The organism is Pseudomonadota bacterium (assembly GCA_016719885.1).
GTDB lineage: Bacteria > Pseudomonadota > Gammaproteobacteria.
The window spans coordinates 74,804-93,268 of sequence record JADJYF010000002.1 but is presented as its reverse complement, the minus strand read 5'-3'; the positions used below and the strand labels follow the sequence as shown (position 1 = coordinate 93,268).

General features: G+C 67.4%; 16 protein-coding genes, 1 other RNA gene and 1 pseudogene. 2 read left to right on the top strand and 16 right to left on the bottom strand.

Annotated features, from left to right (window positions below; genetic code table 11):
* Positions 1–4: 4 nt before the first annotated feature.
* From IPM80_02880 to ffs, 16 genes are all read right to left on the bottom strand, one after another.
* Positions 5–1,186 carry an ATP phosphoribosyltransferase regulatory subunit gene (locus IPM80_02880; protein MBK8957383.1) on the bottom strand — a complete coding sequence of 394 codons (1,182 nt, stop codon included), beginning with the start codon at positions 1,184–1,186 and terminating at the stop codon, positions 5–7.
* Between the two features lie 3 nt (positions 1,187–1,189).
* A complete protein-coding gene (locus IPM80_02875) occupies positions 1,190–1,375 on the bottom strand; it encodes a DUF2065 domain-containing protein (GenBank protein ID MBK8957382.1) in 186 nt (61 codons plus the stop codon).
* Between the two features lie 35 nt (positions 1,376–1,410).
* Complete coding sequence (gene hflC, locus IPM80_02870) at positions 1,411–2,271, bottom strand: protease modulator HflC (protein MBK8957381.1); 861 nt, start codon at positions 2,269–2,271, stop codon at positions 1,411–1,413.
* Positions 2,271–3,407 carry an FtsH protease activity modulator HflK gene (hflK, locus tag IPM80_02865; protein MBK8957380.1) on the bottom strand — a complete coding sequence of 379 codons (1,137 nt, stop codon included), beginning with the start codon at positions 3,405–3,407 and terminating at the stop codon, positions 2,271–2,273. Before hflK ends, hflC begins: the two co-directional genes overlap by 1 nt.
* A gap of 56 nt (positions 3,408–3,463) precedes the next feature.
* Complete coding sequence (gene hflX, locus IPM80_02860) at positions 3,464–4,843, bottom strand: GTPase HflX (GenBank protein MBK8957379.1); 1,380 nt, start codon at positions 4,841–4,843, stop codon at positions 3,464–3,466.
* Between the two features lie 18 nt (positions 4,844–4,861).
* On the bottom strand, positions 4,862–5,125 hold the full coding sequence (hfq, locus tag IPM80_02855) for an RNA chaperone Hfq (protein ID MBK8957378.1): 264 nt from the start codon (positions 5,123–5,125) through the stop codon (positions 4,862–4,864).
* Between the two features lie 107 nt (positions 5,126–5,232).
* Positions 5,233–6,198 carry a tRNA (adenosine(37)-N6)-dimethylallyltransferase MiaA gene (gene miaA, locus IPM80_02850; protein ID MBK8957377.1) on the bottom strand — a complete coding sequence of 322 codons (966 nt, stop codon included), beginning with the start codon at positions 6,196–6,198 and terminating at the stop codon, positions 5,233–5,235.
* Positions 6,191–7,825 (bottom strand): DNA mismatch repair endonuclease MutL, encoded by a 1,635-nt coding sequence (gene mutL / locus IPM80_02845; protein ID MBK8957376.1) that lies wholly within the window; start codon positions 7,823–7,825, stop codon positions 6,191–6,193. Before mutL ends, miaA begins: the two co-directional genes overlap by 8 nt.
* Before the next feature lie 53 nt (positions 7,826–7,878).
* A complete protein-coding gene (locus IPM80_02840) occupies positions 7,879–9,333 on the bottom strand; it encodes an N-acetylmuramoyl-L-alanine amidase (GenBank protein ID MBK8957375.1) in 1,455 nt (484 codons plus the stop codon).
* A gap of 103 nt (positions 9,334–9,436) precedes the next feature.
* Positions 9,437–9,892, bottom strand: coding sequence for a tRNA (adenosine(37)-N6)-threonylcarbamoyltransferase complex ATPase subunit type 1 TsaE (gene tsaE, locus IPM80_02835; protein MBK8957374.1), 456 nt, complete (start codon positions 9,890–9,892; stop codon positions 9,437–9,439).
* On the bottom strand, positions 9,889–11,376 hold the full coding sequence (locus IPM80_02830) for an NAD(P)H-hydrate dehydratase (protein MBK8957373.1): 1,488 nt from the start codon (positions 11,374–11,376) through the stop codon (positions 9,889–9,891). The genes tsaE and IPM80_02830 overlap by 4 nt, the downstream gene beginning before the upstream one ends.
* Entirely contained in the window at positions 11,373–11,927 is a 555-nt protein-coding gene (gene orn / locus IPM80_02825) for an oligoribonuclease (protein MBK8957372.1), read from the bottom strand. Before orn ends, IPM80_02830 begins: the two co-directional genes overlap by 4 nt.
* An 87-nt stretch (positions 11,928–12,014) precedes the next feature.
* Complete coding sequence (recR, locus tag IPM80_02820) at positions 12,015–12,611, bottom strand: recombination protein RecR (protein ID MBK8957371.1); 597 nt, start codon at positions 12,609–12,611, stop codon at positions 12,015–12,017.
* A 31-nt stretch (positions 12,612–12,642) separates the two neighbouring features.
* The gene (locus IPM80_02815) at positions 12,643–12,966 is read right to left on the bottom strand and encodes a YbaB/EbfC family nucleoid-associated protein (protein ID MBK8957370.1); all 324 of its coding nucleotides are present in this window, start codon (positions 12,964–12,966) and stop codon (positions 12,643–12,645) included.
* A 40-nt stretch (positions 12,967–13,006) separates the two neighbouring features.
* Positions 13,007–14,689 (bottom strand): DNA polymerase III subunit gamma/tau, encoded by a 1,683-nt coding sequence (gene dnaX / locus IPM80_02810; GenBank protein ID MBK8957369.1) that lies wholly within the window; start codon positions 14,687–14,689, stop codon positions 13,007–13,009.
* A gap of 87 nt (positions 14,690–14,776) precedes the next feature.
* Positions 14,777–14,873, bottom strand: an RNA gene (gene ffs, locus IPM80_02805) — signal recognition particle sRNA small type.
* A gap of 266 nt (positions 14,874–15,139) precedes the next feature.
* Here ffs and ald point away from each other — a divergent pair.
* Both ald and IPM80_02795 read left to right on the top strand, forming a co-directional pair.
* A complete protein-coding gene (ald, locus tag IPM80_02800; protein MBK8957368.1) occupies positions 15,140–16,255 on the top strand; it encodes an alanine dehydrogenase in 1,116 nt (371 codons plus the stop codon).
* A 118-nt stretch (positions 16,256–16,373) separates the two neighbouring features.
* A pseudogene (locus tag IPM80_02795) lies at positions 16,374–18,465 on the top strand (hydantoinase/oxoprolinase family protein).

The following is an 18,465-nucleotide window of genomic DNA, read 5'->3' as shown; positions in this document are numbered from 1 at the left end:
GAAATTAAATGTCGTCCAGCAGCCACTGGCCGCCATGATCGGCCAGCACCTGCTCGCAGCCCATGTCGCGCGCGCCGGCGGTCTGTCCCGGCAGGCCCTCGACCACGCGATAGCCGGCCGCGCGCAGATTGGCAATGGCCGCCATACGTGCGGGATCATCGGCCGCCGGCGCGAAAATCTTCGCCAGCTGCGGGTGCTCAGCGGCGCGCAGGCCCGCCAATACCTTCAGATCGGTGCTGAACCCGGTGGCCGGCCGCGGCCGGCCGAAGGAATGTCCGATGTTGTCATAGCGGCCACCCCACGCGATGGCGCGCCCCGCGGCCGGCGTGTAGGCGGCAAACATCACGCCGGTGTGGTAGCGGTAGCCACGCAGTTCGGCGAAATCGAGATGCAGGTCGGCGGCCGGCATGCGCTCGCGGATGAGCGCGACCAGGCGCTCGATGTCGTCCAGCGCCGCCATCACCGAGGCCGGCGCGCGCTGCAGCGCCACGCGCGCCTTGCCGAGCACGCTGTCGTCGCCGTTGAGTTCCAGCAGCGCATGCAGGTGCGCGCCCACCGCGGCACTGGCCGCGCTGCCGGACAGCGCCTCGGCCAGGCCGCTTTCGTCCTTCATGAGCAGGCGCTCGAGGATGCGCGACTCCATGGCGCGGTCGAAATGGGCAAGCTCGCAGATGGCGTGGAACAGGCCCATGTGGCCGAGCTCCAGCGTCACCGGCGCGATGTCGGCGATGGCCAGCAGTTCCAGCAACAGGCTCACGACTTCGGCGTCGGCCTCGATGCCGGCATGGCCGTAGAGTTCGGCGCCGATCTGCAGGGGATTGCGCGAGCCGGCGAACTTGTCGGGGCGGGTGTGCAGCACCGGCCCCAGGTAGCAGAAGCGCTGCGGCGCCGCGCTCGGCAGGCGGTGGGCATCGATGCGCGCCACCTGCGGTGTGATGTCGGCGCGCACGCCCAGCATGCGGCCGGTGAGCTGATCGGTCAGCTTGAAGGTCTGCAGGTCGAGGTCTTCACCGATACCCGACAGCAGCGAATCGAGGTACTCGACCACCGGCGGCATCACGTACTCGTATCCCCAGCGCTCGAACAGGTCGAGCATGCGTCGCCGCAGCTGCTCGAGCACGCGCGCCCGCGGCGGTAGCACTTCGTCGACGCCATCGGGCAGCAACCATAGTTTCTCGTCCGCCACTGCCTACCTCGATACGTACAGAATGCCCACGCCCACCACCATGCCGACCAATCCCAGGGCACGCAGCGTGACGTCGTCCAGGTTCGCGGCCATCATCAGGCCGCGGCGGAAATGCTGAGGATTGAGAAACGGCATGATGCCTTCAAACACGAGCATGAGCGCCAGCGCCGAAAAGAAATCCTGCCACATGCCCTGTTCGCCGCGGCGACCCGCGGCGCACCGACCTAACCACCGCCAGGGCGTTGGAAATACTTGAAGAAATCCGAATCCGGTTGCAGCAGCATCACGTCTTCCTTGCCCTTGAAGCTCGACTTGTAGGCATTGAGGCTGCGGTAGAACTGGAAGAACTCGGGATTCTTGCCATAGGCGTCGGCGTAGATCGCGGCCGACTTCGCGTCGCCTTCGCCGCGCAGGACCTCGGCGTCGCGATAAGCCTCGGCGGCAATGATGGTGCGCTGGCGGTCGGCGTCGGCACGGATGGTGATGGCTTCCTTTTCACCGCGCGCGCGGAACTCACGCGCCACCCGTGAACGCTCGGAGCGCATGCGCTCGTAGACCGTGCTGCTGACTTCGGTCGGCAGGTCGATGCGCTTCAGGCGTACGTCGACGATTTCCATGCCGAGCTGCTCGGCGCGCGCGTCGGCGGTCTCGGTCACGACTTTCATGATCGCGCCGCGCCCGCCCGACACCACTTCCTGCACCGTGCGCTTGCCGAACTCGCTGCGCAGGCTGTCGTTGATCATCTGGTAGATGAGCAGGCCTGCACGCGCGCCATCGCCGCCCGATGACTTGTAGAACTTGACCACGTCCTTGATGCGCCAACGCGCGAAGGAGTCGACGATGACGTCTTTCTTCTCGCCGGTCAGGAAGCGCTGCGGTTCGGCGTCGAGGGTCTGCAGGCGCTTGTCGAAGGTTTTGACCTCCTGGTAGACCGGCACCATGAAATGCAGGCCCGGCACATAATCGGCGCGCTTGATCTTGCCGAGCTGGGTGACGATGGCGAATTCATATTCGTAGACGCGGAAGCTGCACGCGAACACCACCGACAGCAACAGCGCAACGACGAGGGCGATACGGGAGGCCATCAGCGCACCACCCGGGTACGACCGACCCGACGGTCGCGCAGGCTGTCTTCGAGCGCCGGCGCATAGGGTTGGGCTTCGGGCGCGGCTTCGGTGGTTTCAACGGCATTGGCCGCGTCGCCATTGCCCATGATCCTGTCGAGCGGCAGGTAGGTGACGTTATTGCCGTTCTTGGTGTCCATCAGCACCTTGCTGCTGCTGCTCAGTACTTCTTCCATGGTCTCGAGATAGAGTCGGTTGCGGGTCACGGCGGGCGCCTTGTCGTATTCGGCAAGCAGTTGCGAGAAGCGCTTGGTTTCACCTTCGGCCTGCGCGATCACGCGCTCCTTGTAGGCCTCGGCATCGAGACGGATGCGGGCGCCTTCACCGGCGGCGCGCTCCACGACCTCGTTGCGGTAGGCCTCGCCCTCGTTGACCTTGCGTTCCTTGTCTTCACGCGCCTTGATGGCGTCGTCGAAGGCCGCCTTCACTTCTTCCGGCGGCTTGGCCGGCTGCATGTTGACGCTGGTGATGATGACGCCCGACTCGTAGGTGTCGAGAGTCTGCTGGATGAGTGCCTGGGCCTGGGTCGCAATCTCGGCGCGGCCCTCGGTGATGACGAAGTCGAGGGTGCGCTGACCGATGACATCGCGGATGGCCGATTCGGTGACACGCTGCACCGACACTTCCGGATCGGCAATCCGGAACAGGTAGGCCTCGGCGTCCTTGATGCGGTATTGGACCGCCACTTCGACGTCGACGATGTTCTCGTCGCCGGTCAGCATGGAGGAATTCGCGGTCAGGGTTTCGATGCGCTCGACATTGATCTTGCGCACTTCCTCTATCGGTCGCGGGAAGCGCACGTGCGGGCCGGGCTGCAGTATCGACACGTACTTGCCGAAACGCAGCACCACGCCGCGTTCGGCCGGATCGATGCGATAGACCATTTCCCAGGCCAGCAGGCACAGCGCGACGATACCGATCACGCCCCACACGAAGGCGTTGTCGGGCGAGGCGGGTTGACGCGGCTTGCCTCCAAACAGACCGGCCAGCTTCTCCTGCATTTTGCGCACGACCTCGTCGAGATCGGGTGGGCCCTGGTCGTTGCGTCGACCGCCCCACGGATCGCGCTCATTGCCGTCCGGATCGTTCCAGGCCATTGATTTTCCGTCTGTGTGTGCTGGGTGATGATGAGGGGCGGATTGTACGGGGGGGCTTACCCTTGTTCAATCTGAATACCGGCGAGGGCCGCCTCGTCGAGTTCCGCGCTGAGTCGTTCCAGGTCAAGTTCGGCCAGGGAACCGTGTGCGTCGAGTTCGATGACATGCTCGGCGACTTCCGGCATGCGTAGCAACTGCTGCCAGCGTGCTTCCGACAGAGTCACTTCCAGCAGCCAGCCGCCCTGCGGCAGCTCGACTTCGTCTGCGACCGCGCCCATGTCGAAAAGTTGGGCGCGCACGCGGCCCGCGGCCGGCGCGACGCTCAGCCAGCGTCGCGCCTTGTGCTGGTTGAGATGCTCGGAAATGGCCGACAGCAGCAGTTCGGTGCCGGCGCCGGTGTGGGCCGACAACCACACGCGCAGCACCTGGCCTTCGCCGTCACGCTCGACCAGCGGTGCGCGGCCGGGCATGAGATCGATCTTGTTGTAGACCTCGATGACCGGCACCTGGCCGGCGCCGATGCGCTCGAGCACCGCCACCACGTCGGCGATGCGCGCGTCGCGATCCTCGGCGCTGGCATCGATGACATGCAGCAGCAGCCGCGCGTCGCGCGTTTCGTCGAGGGTGGCCTGGAACGCCGCTATCAGTTCCGGCGGCAGGCGCCGTATGAAACCGACGGTGTCGCTCAGGATGATGGGATGCTCGCCGGCCACGGTCAGCGTGCGCAAGGTGGTGTCCAAGGTCGCGAACAGCTGGTCGGCGGCGTAGACATCGGTGCCGGTCAAGTAATTGAACAGCGTCGACTTGCCGGCATTGGTATAGCCGACTATCGACACCGTCGACAGCTGCGCACGGCGCCGCGAACGCGCGCTCTGCTGGCGTTGCGCCTTGACCCGCTCCAGGCGTTCGTTGATCTGCTTGATGCGCGCGCCGAGCAGACGACGGTCGGTCTCGAGCTGGGTTTCACCCGGGCCACGCAGGCCGATACCGCCCTTCTGACGTTCCAGGTGGGTCCAGCCGCGCACCAGGCGCGTCGACATGTGGCGCAGCTGCGCGAGCTCGACCTGCAGCTTGCCTTCGAAGGAACGCGCACGTTGCGCGAAGATGTCGAGGATGAGCCGGGTGCGATCGATGACCCGGCATTCGAGGGCGCGCTCCAGGTTGCGTTCCTGGGCCGGCGACAGGTCGTGATTGAAAATGACGACGTCGGCCTCGCCGGCGCGACAGGCGGCGGCAATCTCTTCGACCTTGCCGCTGCCGACGAAGAACTTCGGATCGGCCGCGCCGCGCGGCGCGGTGATGACACTGACCGCGGTCGCATCCGCGCCCGCCACCAGTTCCTGGAATTCGCCAAGGTCGTCGTCCTGTTCCGACGCCTGGCCAAACACTACATGGACGAGGACCGCGCGGTCGCCGCCCGCCGGTCGCTCAAACAAATGCGCGCTGCTCTGCCATCAGGCGACGTCACCTTCGCCGTCCACACCATCTTCACCTTGGTCGGCGCGCGGCAGCCGCACGTTGCGCGCCGGCACCACGGTGGAAATCGCGTGCTTGTAGACCATCTGGCTCACGGAGTTTTTCAGCAGGATGACGAACTGATCGAAAGACTCGATCTGTCCCTGCAACTTGATGCCGTTGACCAGGTAGATGGATACCGGTACGCGCTCCTTGCGCAACGCATTCAAGTAAGGTTCCTGAAGTGATTGGCCCTTGCTCATGGCATGCTCCTTGTTGTTGTTATGCCGGGTGAGAGCTGACGCATGAAAGTGGCCCAGTCTGCGGGCGTTTCATGGGTCGTAATAATTCTTATCTACGTGCTGCAGCGCTACTCTAGATCAGAAACGACGCGCTTGAAAACGTTCTGATTTCGCAAATGCAGCAAAGCGCGGTCCAATAGTCTCGAATCGCGACTGTCGAGCCATGTGCAATCCCGCTCCCGGCGCAGCCATGTCAGTTGGCGCTTCGCCAGTTGGCGGGTAGAGATGATTCCCCTTTCGATCATGTGGGCAAGTGCGTAATCGCCTGCGAGGTAATGCCACACTTCGCGATATCCGACGGTGCGCATCGCGGCTGCGTCGGCGTCGAGGCCCTGGGCGTCACGCAAGGCGCGCACTTCGTTGATCAACCCGCGCTCGAGCATGAGATTGAATCGCAACGCCAGGCGCTCGTGCAGCCAGCCGCGCTCGCCCGGCGCGACCACCAGCTTGACGATCTGACCGGCATGGGGGGCAAGGCGCGCACGCTGCCACATCTCGCTCTGGCTGACGCCGCTCAAGGCATGGACTTCCAGCGCGCGCAGCAGGCGCTGCGGATCGTTGGGATGAATACGCGCCGCCGCAGCGGGGTCGACCACCGCCAGCCGTGCATGCAACGCGTTCGCGCCCAGCCGCGCCAGTTCATCCTGGAGCCGCGCGCGCACCTCGGGATCCGCCGCCGGCAGATCCGACAGGCCTTGTTCGAGCGCGCGAAAGTACAGCCCGGTGCCACCCACCAGCATCGGCACGCGGCCACGCGCGCGTATCGCCGCGATGGCGACCTGCGCATCGCTGCGAAATTGCGCGGCGGAATAGGCCTCGGTCGGCGCGCAGATATCCACCAGGTGATGGGGCACACGGCGGCGTATGGCGGGATGGGGCTTGGCGGTGCCGATGTCGAAACCACGATAGATCTGCGCCGAATCGACGCTCACGATTTCCAGCGGCAGGCGTTCGGCGAGCGCCAGCGCCAAGGCGCTCTTGCCCGCCCCGGTCGGTCCCATCACGAACAGCAGCGGCGTCGCTGCCTCAGTCATGACGCAGCCCGGCACGCGCAAGCAAGACGCCGTCCACCGCCACCGACAGCGCGCCGAGATCGATGCCGCCGGCGGTCGCGCCCTGTTCGAGCTGTTCCAGGAGGCGTCGCGACGGTTGGCCGTGGCTGCCGAGTTCCAGCGCCGCGGCGGCGGCCTGCGCCAACTGCCGCCGTGCGTCACCCGCCTCCTGCGCCGCGAGCGCCGCGAAAAATCTTGCCCACGCCAATTCCGGCAGCACGCGCGGCACCGCCCGCAGCACGTAACCGGCCGGGCCGAGCTCATCGAGTTCGAAGCCATGCTCGCGTAACAGCGCGGGCGAGCGCTGCCGCCACAGCGGCGCGTCGTGCCCGATGCGTTCCGGGATCAGCAGCGGCCGCGCTTGCGCTTCGGCGCCGAGCCGCGCCGCCAGTACCGCGCTCCAGGCCGCGCGCAGATCGAGTGCACGCACACCGTCGCCATCGCGATACAGGAGATAACGCTCATCGACCAGCGCCAGCGCCGCGCCGAGCTGTGCGGCCGTGCTTGCCGGCGCCGCGCGCTGGGTGACGACCTCGAGCACGCGCGCCGGCGCGTATTCGAGGGGGCGCTCGGCGATGCCTCGCTCGTGCGGCGGCAGCGGCGCGCCGCCATCGGCTTCGAGCGCGCGTCGCACCGCCACGAACAGCACGTCATGCACGGCGCGCACGTCGGCGAAGCGCACTTCGAGCTTGCCGGGATGCACGTTGACGTCGACCGCCGAGGGCGCAACGCTCACCGCCAGTGCGTAGACCGGAAAGCGTCCGGCCGGAATAGCCTCTCCGTAGGCCAGGCGCACCGCGTGGGCCAGCTGCCGGTCGCGCACGTAACGCCCGTTCAAGGACAGGAACTGGCCATCGGACTGACTGTCGGCCTGCGCGCTGCCGCCCACCCAGCCGTGCACGGCGATGCCTTCGAGCTCCAACGCCACGTAATGCGCGGCGCCGACGAACGCGGCGCCGAACAGGCTGCGCCAGCGCGCGCCTTCGGCGCCCAGCGCGGCCGGCGCCAGGCGCAGTCCGCGGCTGCCGGCCTGGCTGAGCGACATCATGACCTCGGGGCGCGCAAAGGCCAGTTGCCGCACCAGTTGCTGGATGTGCAGGAACTCGGTACGCGCGCGCTTCAGGAAGCGCCGCCGCGCCGGCACGTTGTGAAACAGCTCGCTGACCGTGATGCGGGTACCGACATTGGCCTTGTGCGGCGTCGGCGCGGCGAGCGCCTGGCCGGGCGCCACCGCGAGGCGCCAGCCATGGGCGTCGCCGCGGCGGCGCGTCACGATTTCGATGGTGGCGACCGACGCGATGCTGGCCAGGGCCTCACCGCGAAAACCGAGTGATACGAGGCTCGCGAGATCGCTGACCTCGGCGATCTTGCTGGTCCAATGGCGGCGCAAGGCCGCGGCGATATCGGCGCCGGCCATGCCGGAGCCGTCATCGCTGACCGTCATGTAGGCAAGACCGCCCTCGCCGACATCGATGTCGATGCGTGTGGCGCCCGCATCGAGACTGTTTTCCACCAGTTCCTTGATCACCGAAGCCGGCCGCTCGACCACCTCGCCGGCGGCGATTTGATTGATCAGCAGATCGGACAGCGGAAGGATGGGACGCGCCATGGCTTGCATGGCGCGTAGTGTAGGCAATCAGGGCGCCGCTCGGGCGACCCCGCTCAAGGGATGCGCAGCGTGGAACCCGCGCGCACCATCTCCGAATCCATGTCGTTGGCCTGCTTGAGCGTGTTGATGCTGACGTCGTAGCGATCGGCGATGGTCGACAGGGTTTCGCCGGGCGACACGCGATGACGACGCGCATCGTTGCCGCCTGCATCGGCCATCACGCGCTCGACCGGGCGCGCCACCGGGCGGCTGCGCGTGGCGTTGAAGCTCACCACGCCGTTGAAGATCGCGCGCGCGAGCTTTTGCCGATAGGTTTCGCTGCGCAGGCGCTTTTCCTCGACCGGGTTGGAGATGAACGCGGTTTCGACCAGGATGGAGGGAATGTCCGGCGACTTCAGCACCATGAAGCCCGCCGACTGTACACGCGCATGGTGTACACGGCCGACGCTGCGCAGGCCGCGCAATACCGAGTTGCCGAGATCGATGCTGGCATCCAGCGACGCGGCCTGGGACAGGTCGAGCAGCACGGTCTTGAGCATGCGATCCTTGTCGTCGAGGCTGACGCCGCCTACCAGGTCGGCGGCGTTTTCATTGGCCGCCAGCCATTTGGCCGCTTCGCTGCTGGCGCCACGCTGCGACAGCACGTAGACCGACGAGCCCTGCACACGCCGGTCCTGTACCGCGTCGGCGTGGACCGAGATGAACAGGTCCGCGCGCTTGGCGCGGGCCCGATCCATGCGCGTGCGCAGCGGCAGAAAATAATCCCCATCGCGGGTCATCACCGCGCGCATGCCGGGCTGGCGATTGATCAGGCGCACGAGTTCGCGCGCCACCGCCAGCACGATGTCCTTTTCATAGGTGCCGCTGGGCCCGATGGCGCCGACGTCCTGGCCGCCATGGCCGGCATCGACCGCGACCACCAGTTCGCGCTGCGCGCGTGCACGGGCCGCGGGGATAGCCGCGGCCTCCGGCCTGACGCGGGGCGCCGTCGGCGCCGTCTTGTCGGCATCCCTGTCCGCCGTGACCGCCGCGCTGGCGCGCTTGGTCGGCTCGGCGGGCGCGGGCGCGGGGTTGGCGGCGGGCGCACGCGCCGGGGTGCGCGGCTGCGCAGGCGCGCTCGCGGTGCGGCGTTGCGCGCTGGTGAGCTCCACCGCCAGGCGCTGGCCAGCGCCATTCAGGGGCGGCAGGAGTTCGGCCTTCACCTCGGCCGGCTGTGCCAGTTCCATCTCCACCCGCAGGCCGAGGTCGCTCTGCATGAACTGGCGAATGTGCTTGATGCCGCTGCTCTGGCTGTCGAGGCTGAGCAGCCGGCGCGCCTTGGCACCCTTGAAATCGATGATCAAGCGCGGCGGATTGTCGAGCCGCGACACGGTGTATTGCAGCGGACCGACGACGTCGAACACCAGGCGCGAGCCGCTGGGCGTGCGGTTGGCATGCACGCCTTGCACTTCAGTGGCGAGGGCCTTGCCGCAGAACAGGAAGAAGATGAGAAAGATCAGCCTGGGCATTGGCTTAAAGTTTTTTTCTCATAGATGCTCGTATTCTGTACGGCTTAGGCCCCCTAATTCAAGTTCGTCTTATGTTGTTTTTATAAATGATTGTTATCGTTGATCAACACAAGCTCGAAACTATCTCATCACCGGCCTGGGTATGGCTTTCCAAGCGCAGCGCCCGGCCGCCGTCGACGACCTGGATGTGCAGCCACAGATCGGGCGCCGGCAGCACCGGCGCGCCGCGCTCCGCCCATTCGATGAGGCAGTCGGCATCGGCGTCGAAGTAGTCCTCGATGCCGATGAATTCGAGTTCGCCGGCGGCCATGCGGTAGAGATCGAAGTGATGCACGGTGCGCGACGCGAGTGCGTAGCTTTCGACCAGGGTGAAGGTCGGGCTCTTGACCGCGCCCCGATGGCCAAGGGCATGCAGGTAGCCGCGCGCCAGCGTGGTCTTGCCGGCTGCCAAGTCGCCGGACAGGTGCAGCCGTACGCCCGGGGCGCAGGCGGCGGCGAGGCGCGCGCCGAAGGCTTCCATCGCCTCGGCGCTGTCGATGGCGGTAGTGAAGGTTTTCATGTTTGTGCCGGGTTCACCGCCGCGCGCAGATGCGGCATGAGGTCGGCCGCCAACAAACCACGTTCGCCGTCGCGCGCCGCGCGGTCGGCGGCGTGGGCGTGGACACAGGCGCCGACGGCGGCGGCCGTGCGGGCTTCCATGCCTTGCGCGAGCAGGCCGGCAATCACGCCGGTCAGCACGTCGCCCATGCCGCCGCTGGCCATGCCGGGATTGCCGTCGCGCACCACCAGCGGTACTTCGCCGGCGCTGGCGATGACGGTGCCCGCGCCCTTCAGCAGCACCACGCCGCCGTAGCGCGCGCCCAGCTCGGCCGCCGCCGCGTAGCGGTCGTCGCGAATGGCGTCGGTGCCGCTGCCCGCCAGGCGCGCTGCTTCACCCGGGTGCGGCGTCAGGATGCGCGCGTGCCGCTGGTCGGGATCGGCGGCCAACAGGTTGAGGCCGTCGGCGTCCACCACCTGCGGTTGGGGACAGTCCCGTACCGCCGCCCACAGGCGTTGCCCCCAGGGCTGCTGACCAAGCCCCGGTCCGATCGCTACCACGCTGGCCCGCGCCAGCAAGGGCGCGAGTTCGGCGGCGTTGTTCACGCCACGGCACATGATTTCCGGCCGTTGCGCGCTGAGCGCGGCGGCGTAATCGGGATGGGTCGCGAGGGTCACGAGACCGGCGCCTACCCGCGCCGCCGCCTCGGCCGCCATGCGCGCGGCGCCGCCATAGCCCGGCGCGCCGCCGATCACGAGCACATGGCCGTGCTGGCCCTTGTGCGCGGTACGCGCGCGCGGCGTGAACAAGTGACGTAAACCCGCATACGAGACAGCTCGCGCCGACGGCGGCACCGCGTCGAACAGCGTCGCCGGCAAGCCGATGGCATCCCACTCGAGGGCGCCGCAGTGATCCGGCGCCGCGCCGGTCACCAGGCCCTGCTTGAGACTGACCAGGCTGACGGTGACGGCGGCGCGCACGGCAAGACCGTGGCAAGCGCCGTTGCCGGCATCGATGCCGGACGGCACGTCGACGCTGATTACCGGCAGCGACGCCGCGTTGATGCGCGCGATGGCGTCGGCGTAGGCGCCTTCCACCCGGCGCTCGAGGCCGGTGCCAAGCAGCGCATCGACCACCACCTCGATGTCGTCGAACCAGTTCGCGCCGTCGAAGGGCGCAAGCCCGGCTTCGCGCAGCCTGCGGTAGGCCTCGCCGCCGTCACCGCGCAGGCGCGACTCGGCGGCCAGCATCACCACCCGTGGCGCGAGCCCGGCCTGGTGGGCGAGCCGCGCGATCACGTAGCCGTCACCGCCGTTGTTGCCGGCGCCGCACACGATGAGCAGACGTCGCGCTTGCGGCCAATGCCGGCGCAGCGACTCGAACACCGCGCGACCGGCGCGCTCCATCAGGGTGTAGCTGTCGATGCCTAGCGACGCGCTGGCGTAATGCTCCAGCGCGCGCGTGCCGGCGGCGTCGTACAGCCCGTCGCCCAGCGCGACGCTCATGGCGACGGCGGCACCTTCAGGAAGTGCGTGCGGTAATGACGCAGTTCCGCAATCGAATCGCGGATGTCGGCCAGCGCCAGGTGATTCGACTGTTTCTGGAACGCGGGCAGGTCGGGCGCCCAGCGCTTGGCCAGTTCCTTCAAGGTGCTGACATCGAGATTGCGATAGTGAAAGAACTCGGCGAGCGCCGGCATGTACTTGTAGAGAAAGCGCCGGTCCTGGCAGATGCTGTTGCCGCACATCGGCGAGCTCGACGGCGGCAGGTACTGGCGCAGGAAATCGAGCGTCGCCTGCTCGGCCATGGCGACGCTGGTGGTGCTGGCGCGCACCCGCGCGGTCAATCCGGACTGACCGTGCTGGCGGGTGTTCCATTCATCCATGCCGGCCAGCACCGCGTCGCTTTGATGAATGGCGAACACCGGGCCTTCCACCTGCTCGTTGAGATCGGCATCGGTGACGATGGTCGCGATCTCGATGATGCAATCCCGCTCCGGCTCGAGGCCGGTCATTTCGAGATCGATCCAGATGAGATGGCTGGCGGCAAACTGCATGGGTGAACTCCGGACTTGAACACGCGTACCGCGGCGATGTTAGAGCAAGGGCGGGTCGGCGACCACGCTCGCCGCGCCAGCGCGCAATCAGTAATCGCGGCGACTGGCGAGCGCGTGGGACAGGGTCGAGCCGTCGACGAATTCGAGATCGCCGCCGACCGGCACGCCGTAAGCGATGCGCGTGGCGCGCACGTTGGCGCGCTGCGCCACCTGGCGCAGGTAGTGGGCGGTGGCCTCGCCTTCCATGGTGGTGCCGGTGGCGACGATCAGTTCGCGCACTTCGCCGCCGGCCAGGCGCTGTTCCAGCAGCGGCATGCCGAGGCTGTCGGGCGTCACGCCGTCGATCGGCGACAGGCGTCCCAGCAGCACGAAATACTTGCCGCGAAAATCCGACGCCGCCTCGATCGAAGCCACGTCCAGCGGGCTCTCCACCACGCACACCAGGCCGGCATCGCGGTTGTCACTGCGACACAGCGAACACACCTCGGTCTCACAGAAGGTGCGGCAACTCGCGCACTGGCCGATCTGATCGGCGGCGCGCCGCATGACATCGGCCAGGCGGCGCGCCTTGTCGCGATGCTGTTCGAGCAGGTGGAAGGCGATGCGCTGCGCCGATTTCGGACCGATGCCGGGCAGGAACTGCAGCACCGTGATGAGTTCGGCAAGCAGCGGCGAGGGATTCATGGCGAGGCTGTCCGCGATGCGTCGCGCAGGCTCAGAACGGCAGCTTGACGCCGGGCGGCAGGTTCATGCCGGCCGTGACGCTCGACAGCTTGTCGCGGCTCAACAGCTCGACGCGGCGATTGGCGTCGTTCATGGCCGCCGCGACGAGATCCTCGACCATGGATTTGTCGTCCTTGAACAAGTCCGCGTCGATGCTGACCTTGCGCACGTCGTGGCGCCCGTTCATCACCACCTTGACCATGCCGCCACCGGCTTCGCCGGTGACTTCGGTCGCCGCGATTTCGGCCTGGGCCTTTTCCATGTCGGCCTGCATCTTCTGCGCCTGCTTCATGAGGTCGCCAATTCCACCACGCATGGTTCGCTGCTCCGCTGTTGATTCAATCGCCGCTGCGCGCTCAGCGCCCGGACACGTCTTCGATGGTCGCGCCGAAGGTGTCACGCAAGGCGCGCACATTGGGATCGGCGTCGATGTCCGCCTCGGCGCGCCGCTGCTTGTCGGCGGCGGCCGCGAGCTGCTGCTGCGACGGCGTGCTGAGCCCGGAATCGCTGCTGACCGTGACGTTGATGACAATTTCGCCGCTGTACTTGTCGGCCAGCGCCGCCTGCAGGGTATCGACATGGCGGCGCGCGGCGAGCTTTTCAAACTGCGGCGCGATCACGAGGTCGAGTCGGCGGCCATCGAAATGCGCGACGGCGCTGTTGCGCGCCAGTTCACGCGCGAGCCCCACCACGGTCAGTTCATCGACCACCTGCGCCCAATCGAAATGCGCCGGCAGCGCGGCGCGCGGCGTGGCACTCGGCGCGGGCGGCTCGACCACCGCCGCGGCCGGCGGCGACGGCGGCGCGACTTCGGGCACGGCGACAGGCGCGGCCGGCGGCGCGGTAACCGGAGCGACAGGCGCCGCGACAGGCGCACGGCTGACGGCCGACGCGGGCGCCGGCGCGCGCGTCAAGGGCGCACTGCGCGCCGCGCCGACCAGCGGTGCGCTCACGACACCGGCCGGACGAAACGCCAGCATGCGCAGCAGGGTCATTTCGAAGGCGGCTTCGGCGTCGGGGCTCATGGCCAGGTCGCGGCGGCCGGTCAGGGCAATCTGGTACAGGAGCTGCACTTCATCGGCCGGCAGGCTGGCGGCCAACGCCGCCACGCGCGCGTCGCTTTCGAGATCGCCCGTCGCCTCGCCCAGCACCTGCACCACGGCCACGCGTCGCAACAGCGAGGCCATCTCGGCCAGCACCTGGCCATAGTCCGGCACGTAGCTCGCGAGTTCGCGCGCGGCGGCGATCACGGCGTGGGCATCGCCGGCGGCGACCATGGACAGGATTTTCAGCACGCGGTCCTGGTCGACCGTGCCGAGCATCATCACCACTTCGTTGGTGTCGACCTTGCCGGCGCCGTGGGCGATGGCCTGGTCGAGCAGGCTCAGGGAATCACGCACGCTGCCGCCGGCGGACTGCGCGATGAGCGTCAAGGCGCCGTCTTCGAAAGCGATGCCTTCGGCGGTCAGCACCGTGGCCAGGTGCTGCGCCAGCAGGCTGGCCGGCATGCGCGTCAGGTTGAACTGCAGGCAGCGCGACAGGATGGTGACCGGCAGCTTCTTCGGATCGGTGGTCGCGAGCAGGAATTTGACGTGGGCCGGTGGTTCCTCCAGGGTCTTCAACAGGGCGTTGAAGGAGTGATTGGAGAACATGTGCACTTCGTCGATGAGGTAGACCTTGTAGCGCGCCTGGGTCGGCGCGTACTGCACGTTGTCCAGCAGTTCGCGGGTCTCGTCGACCTTGGTGCGCGAGGCGGCGTCGACCTCGATGAGATCGACGAAGCGCCCCTGGTCGATGGCGGTGCAGGCGCTGCACACGCCGCACGGCGTGCTGCTGACGCCGGTCTCGCAGTTGAGCGCCTTGGCCAGCACGCGCGCCAGCGTGGTCTTGCCCACGCCGCGCGTGCCGGTGAACAGGTAGGCATGATGCAGGCGACCGGTGTCCAGCGCATTGATCAAGGCCTTGAGCACGTGCGCCTGCCCAATCACCTCGGCAAAATTGCGCGGCCTCCACTTGCGTGCGAGGACCTGGTAGCTCATGTGGCGATACCCTTCACTAAAACGCGGGATGGGCACCCGGTGGGTGCGCACGACCGTCGGGCCCGGTCATCGAGAATAAGGCGGCGAACGTGCCAGCCACACCCCGGCACCCACAGTGACTGCTACCGTTGCTCCCTTCCGGGCCTGGCGGGGTTTACAGAGCTGTGCTGCGAGGGGACCGACACGTTCACCATTGAATCGTGTCCGGGCGCGAGTGTACTACAGCTCTCTCTTTTGTGGGTCAGACTTCAGGAAGCTCTGAATAAGCGTAGCGAGCATGCTCGCGCGCTAGGAGCCGCGCAGCGAGCGACGAGACATATCAGATAGATAGGCGAGGAGCGAGCGAGCCGGACCCGCGCCCAGAGGCGTGATGAGTCTGACGTGTCCGACTATAGTCGGACCCACAATAACGATGCCTACAATGCCCGAAGCCACTCCAGGAGACTGTTCATGCTCATCGGTGTGCCAAAAGAAATCAAAAACCACGAATACCGCGTCGGCCTGACGCCGGGCAGCGTGCGCGAACTGGTCCATCATGGTCACCAGGTGCTGGTGGAATCGGAAGCGGGCGCCGGCATCGGCATGCACGACGCCGACTACCGCGCGGCGGGCGCCGAGATCGCGAGCATCGAGCAAGTCTTCGCGCGCGCCGACATGGTGGTCAAGGTCAAGGAACCGCAGCCGCAGGAAATCGCCCGCCTGCGCGCCGGCCAACTGCTGTTCACCTACCTGCATCTCGCACCCGATGCGCCGCAGGCGCATGGCCTGCTGGCCTCGGGCGTCACCGCCATCGCCTACGAAACCGTCACCGACCGGCACGGCGGCCTGCCGCTGCTGGCGCCCATGAGCGAAGTGGCGGGCCGCCTTGCCGTGCAGGCCGGCGCGCACTGTCTCGAGATGGCACAGGGCGGCGAAGGCATCCTGCTCGGCGGCGTGCCGGGCGTGGCGCCAGCCAAGGTCGTGATCATCGGCGGCGGCGTGGTGGGCGATCATGCGGCGCAGATGGCGGTCGGCCTCGGCGCCGACGTGACCTTGTTCGACAAGTCGCTCGAGCGCCTGCGCCACCTCACGGACAAGTACCAGGGCCGCATCAAGTGCGTGTACTCGACGGTCGCCGGCATCGACCAGGCGGCGCGCGAGGCCGACCTCATCATCGGCGCGGTGCTGATCCCGGGCGCGGCGGCGCCCAAGCTCGTGACCCGCGCCATGCTCGGCCACATGAAACGCGGCGCGGTGGTGGTGGATGTCGCCATCGACCAGGGCGGATGCTTCGAGACCTCCCATCCCACCACCCACCAGCACCCGACCTTCGTCGAGTGCGGCGTGGTGCACTACTGCGTGGCCAACATGCCGGGCGCGGTGCCGCGCACCTCGACCTTCGCCTTGAACAACGCCACCCTGCCCTACGTGGTGGCGCTGGCCGACAAGGGCGTCAAGCGCGCACTCGCGGACGACCCGGGCCTCGCCAACGGTCTCAACATCCATGCCGGCCACGTGACCTGTGCGGCGGTGGCCGAAGCCCTGGGCCTCGCCCATGTGCCGCCCCTCGAGGCCCTCGCGAGTTGAGCCTGGCCCAGGCGCCGGGTGATGCGCGGCGTCGCGGTTGACGGCACCGCGCACCGCCCTTAGCTTCACCGTATCGACAGCTTCATTCCATCTACCAGACCTTAGGGACTCGAGACCCATGCCATATCGCATCTCCGTCGACACGGGGGGTACGTTCACGGACGTCGTCGTGACCGATGATGCCGGTCACTTCACCATCGGCAAAGCCCTGACCGACAAGAAACGCGCCTTCAACAGCATTGCCGCCGGCCTCAAGGTCGCCGCCGAGGAGCTCGGCCTGTCGGTGCCGGCATTGCTCGCCGACACCGCCATGTTCCTCTACGGCACCACGCGCGGCACCAATGGCATCGTCGAACGCAAGACCGCGCGCACCGCGTTTTTGAGCACCGAGGGTTTCCCCGACATTCTCTTGCTCAAGGAAGGCGGCAAGTCCGAGCCGCACAACCTCGCGATGGAATATCCCGCGCCCTACGTGCCGCGCCGGCTGACGTTCGAGATCCCGGAACGCATCAATGCCGAAGGCGGCGTCGACAAAGCGCTGGACGAAGCGGCGGTGCGCAAGATCATCGAAGGCCTTAAAGCGCGCGGCGTCGAAGCGGTGGCGGTATGCCTGTTGTGGTCGATAGCCAATCCCGCGCACGAACTGCGCGTCGGCCAACTGCTGGAAGAACTGCTGCCGGGCGTGCCCTACACGCTGTCCCATCAATTGAACCCGATCCTGCGCGAGTACCGGCGCGCCTCGTCGACCGCCATCGACGCATCGCTGAAGCCGCTCATGCAGGAATACCTGTTGACACTCGAGAAGGACCTGCGCGACGCCGGCTACCGCAACGACATCCTGGTCAGCACCTCGTTCGGCGGCGTCATGCATCTCGGCGACGTGGTGCAAAAAACCCATCTACCTCGTGAAGTCCGGTCCGGCCATGGCGCCGATCGCGGGTCTTGCCTACGCGGCCGCCGAGAATCTCACGCGCGACATCATCGTGTGCGACGCCGGCGGCACCACCTTCGACGTCAGCCTGGTGCGCGACGGCGCGGTGGAATATTCGCGCGACACCTGGCTCGGTCCGCAGTGGGTGGGCGACAACCTCGGCATGGCCTCGGTGGCGGTGCATTCGATCGGCGCCGGCGGCGGTTCGATAGCGTGGGTCGACAGCGGCGGCCTGCTGCGCGTCGGTCCGCAATCGGCGGGCTCCGAACCGGGCCCGGCCTGTTACGGACGCGGCGGCACGCAGGCGACCGTCACCGATGCCTCGGTGGTGCTCGGCTACATCGACCCCGCGCATTTCCTCGGCGGGCGCATGCAGCTCGATGAAGCGGCCGCGCGCCGCGCCATCGAACCGGTGGCCGCGCGGCTCGGTGAGACCGTGGAGCGCGCGGCCTTCGCGATCCTGACGGTCGCCAACGAGAACATGATCCAGGCCATCAAGGAACTGACCATCAACGAGGGCATCAACCCGGCCGAATCCATCCTGGTCGCCGGCGGTGGCGCCGGCGGCCTGGGCGCCATGCCGATAGCCGCCGAGCTCGGCTGCCAGACCGTGCTGGTGCCGCGCACCGCCGGCGCCTTGAGCGCCTCGGGCATGCAGTTCTCGGACATCATCACCGAGGCCGGCGCGGCGCGACTCACGGCCACCGACCAGTTCGATTTCGACGGCGTGAACGGCGCATTGGCCGACATCGACGCGCGCCTCGAGGAGTTCGCCGGCCGCCTGCGCGAGCGTGGCATCACCGACGTCAGGAAGCGCTATTTCGTCGAAGCGCGTTATCGCTTCCAGGTGTGGGAACTGGAAATCGAAGTGGCGGCGGCGCGCTTCGAGAACGCCGCCGACGTCGCCGCGCTGGTGGAAGAATTCCACCGCGTGCACGAACGCGTGTTCGCCATCACCGACGTCGGCCAGGCGGTCGAGTGCCTCAACTGGCGTGGCCGCCTGATCGCGAGCGTCAATGCGCCGTCGCTGGAACCGAGCCGCGCGGCCGGCGCCAGCAAGGCCGACGCCGACCGCCGTCGCCCGGCCTACTTCGGTCGCGGCGGCGCGGTCGAAACGCCGATCTATCTTGGCGATCGTTTGCCGGTGGGCGCCGTCATCGACGGTCCCGCCATCATCGAAGAGCCGACCTCGACCCTGGTGGTCAATCCCGGCGCCAGCGCGCGTGTCAGCGCCGGCGGCCGTTACATCCTGACCCCGCCCAAGGAGACCAGCCTGTGA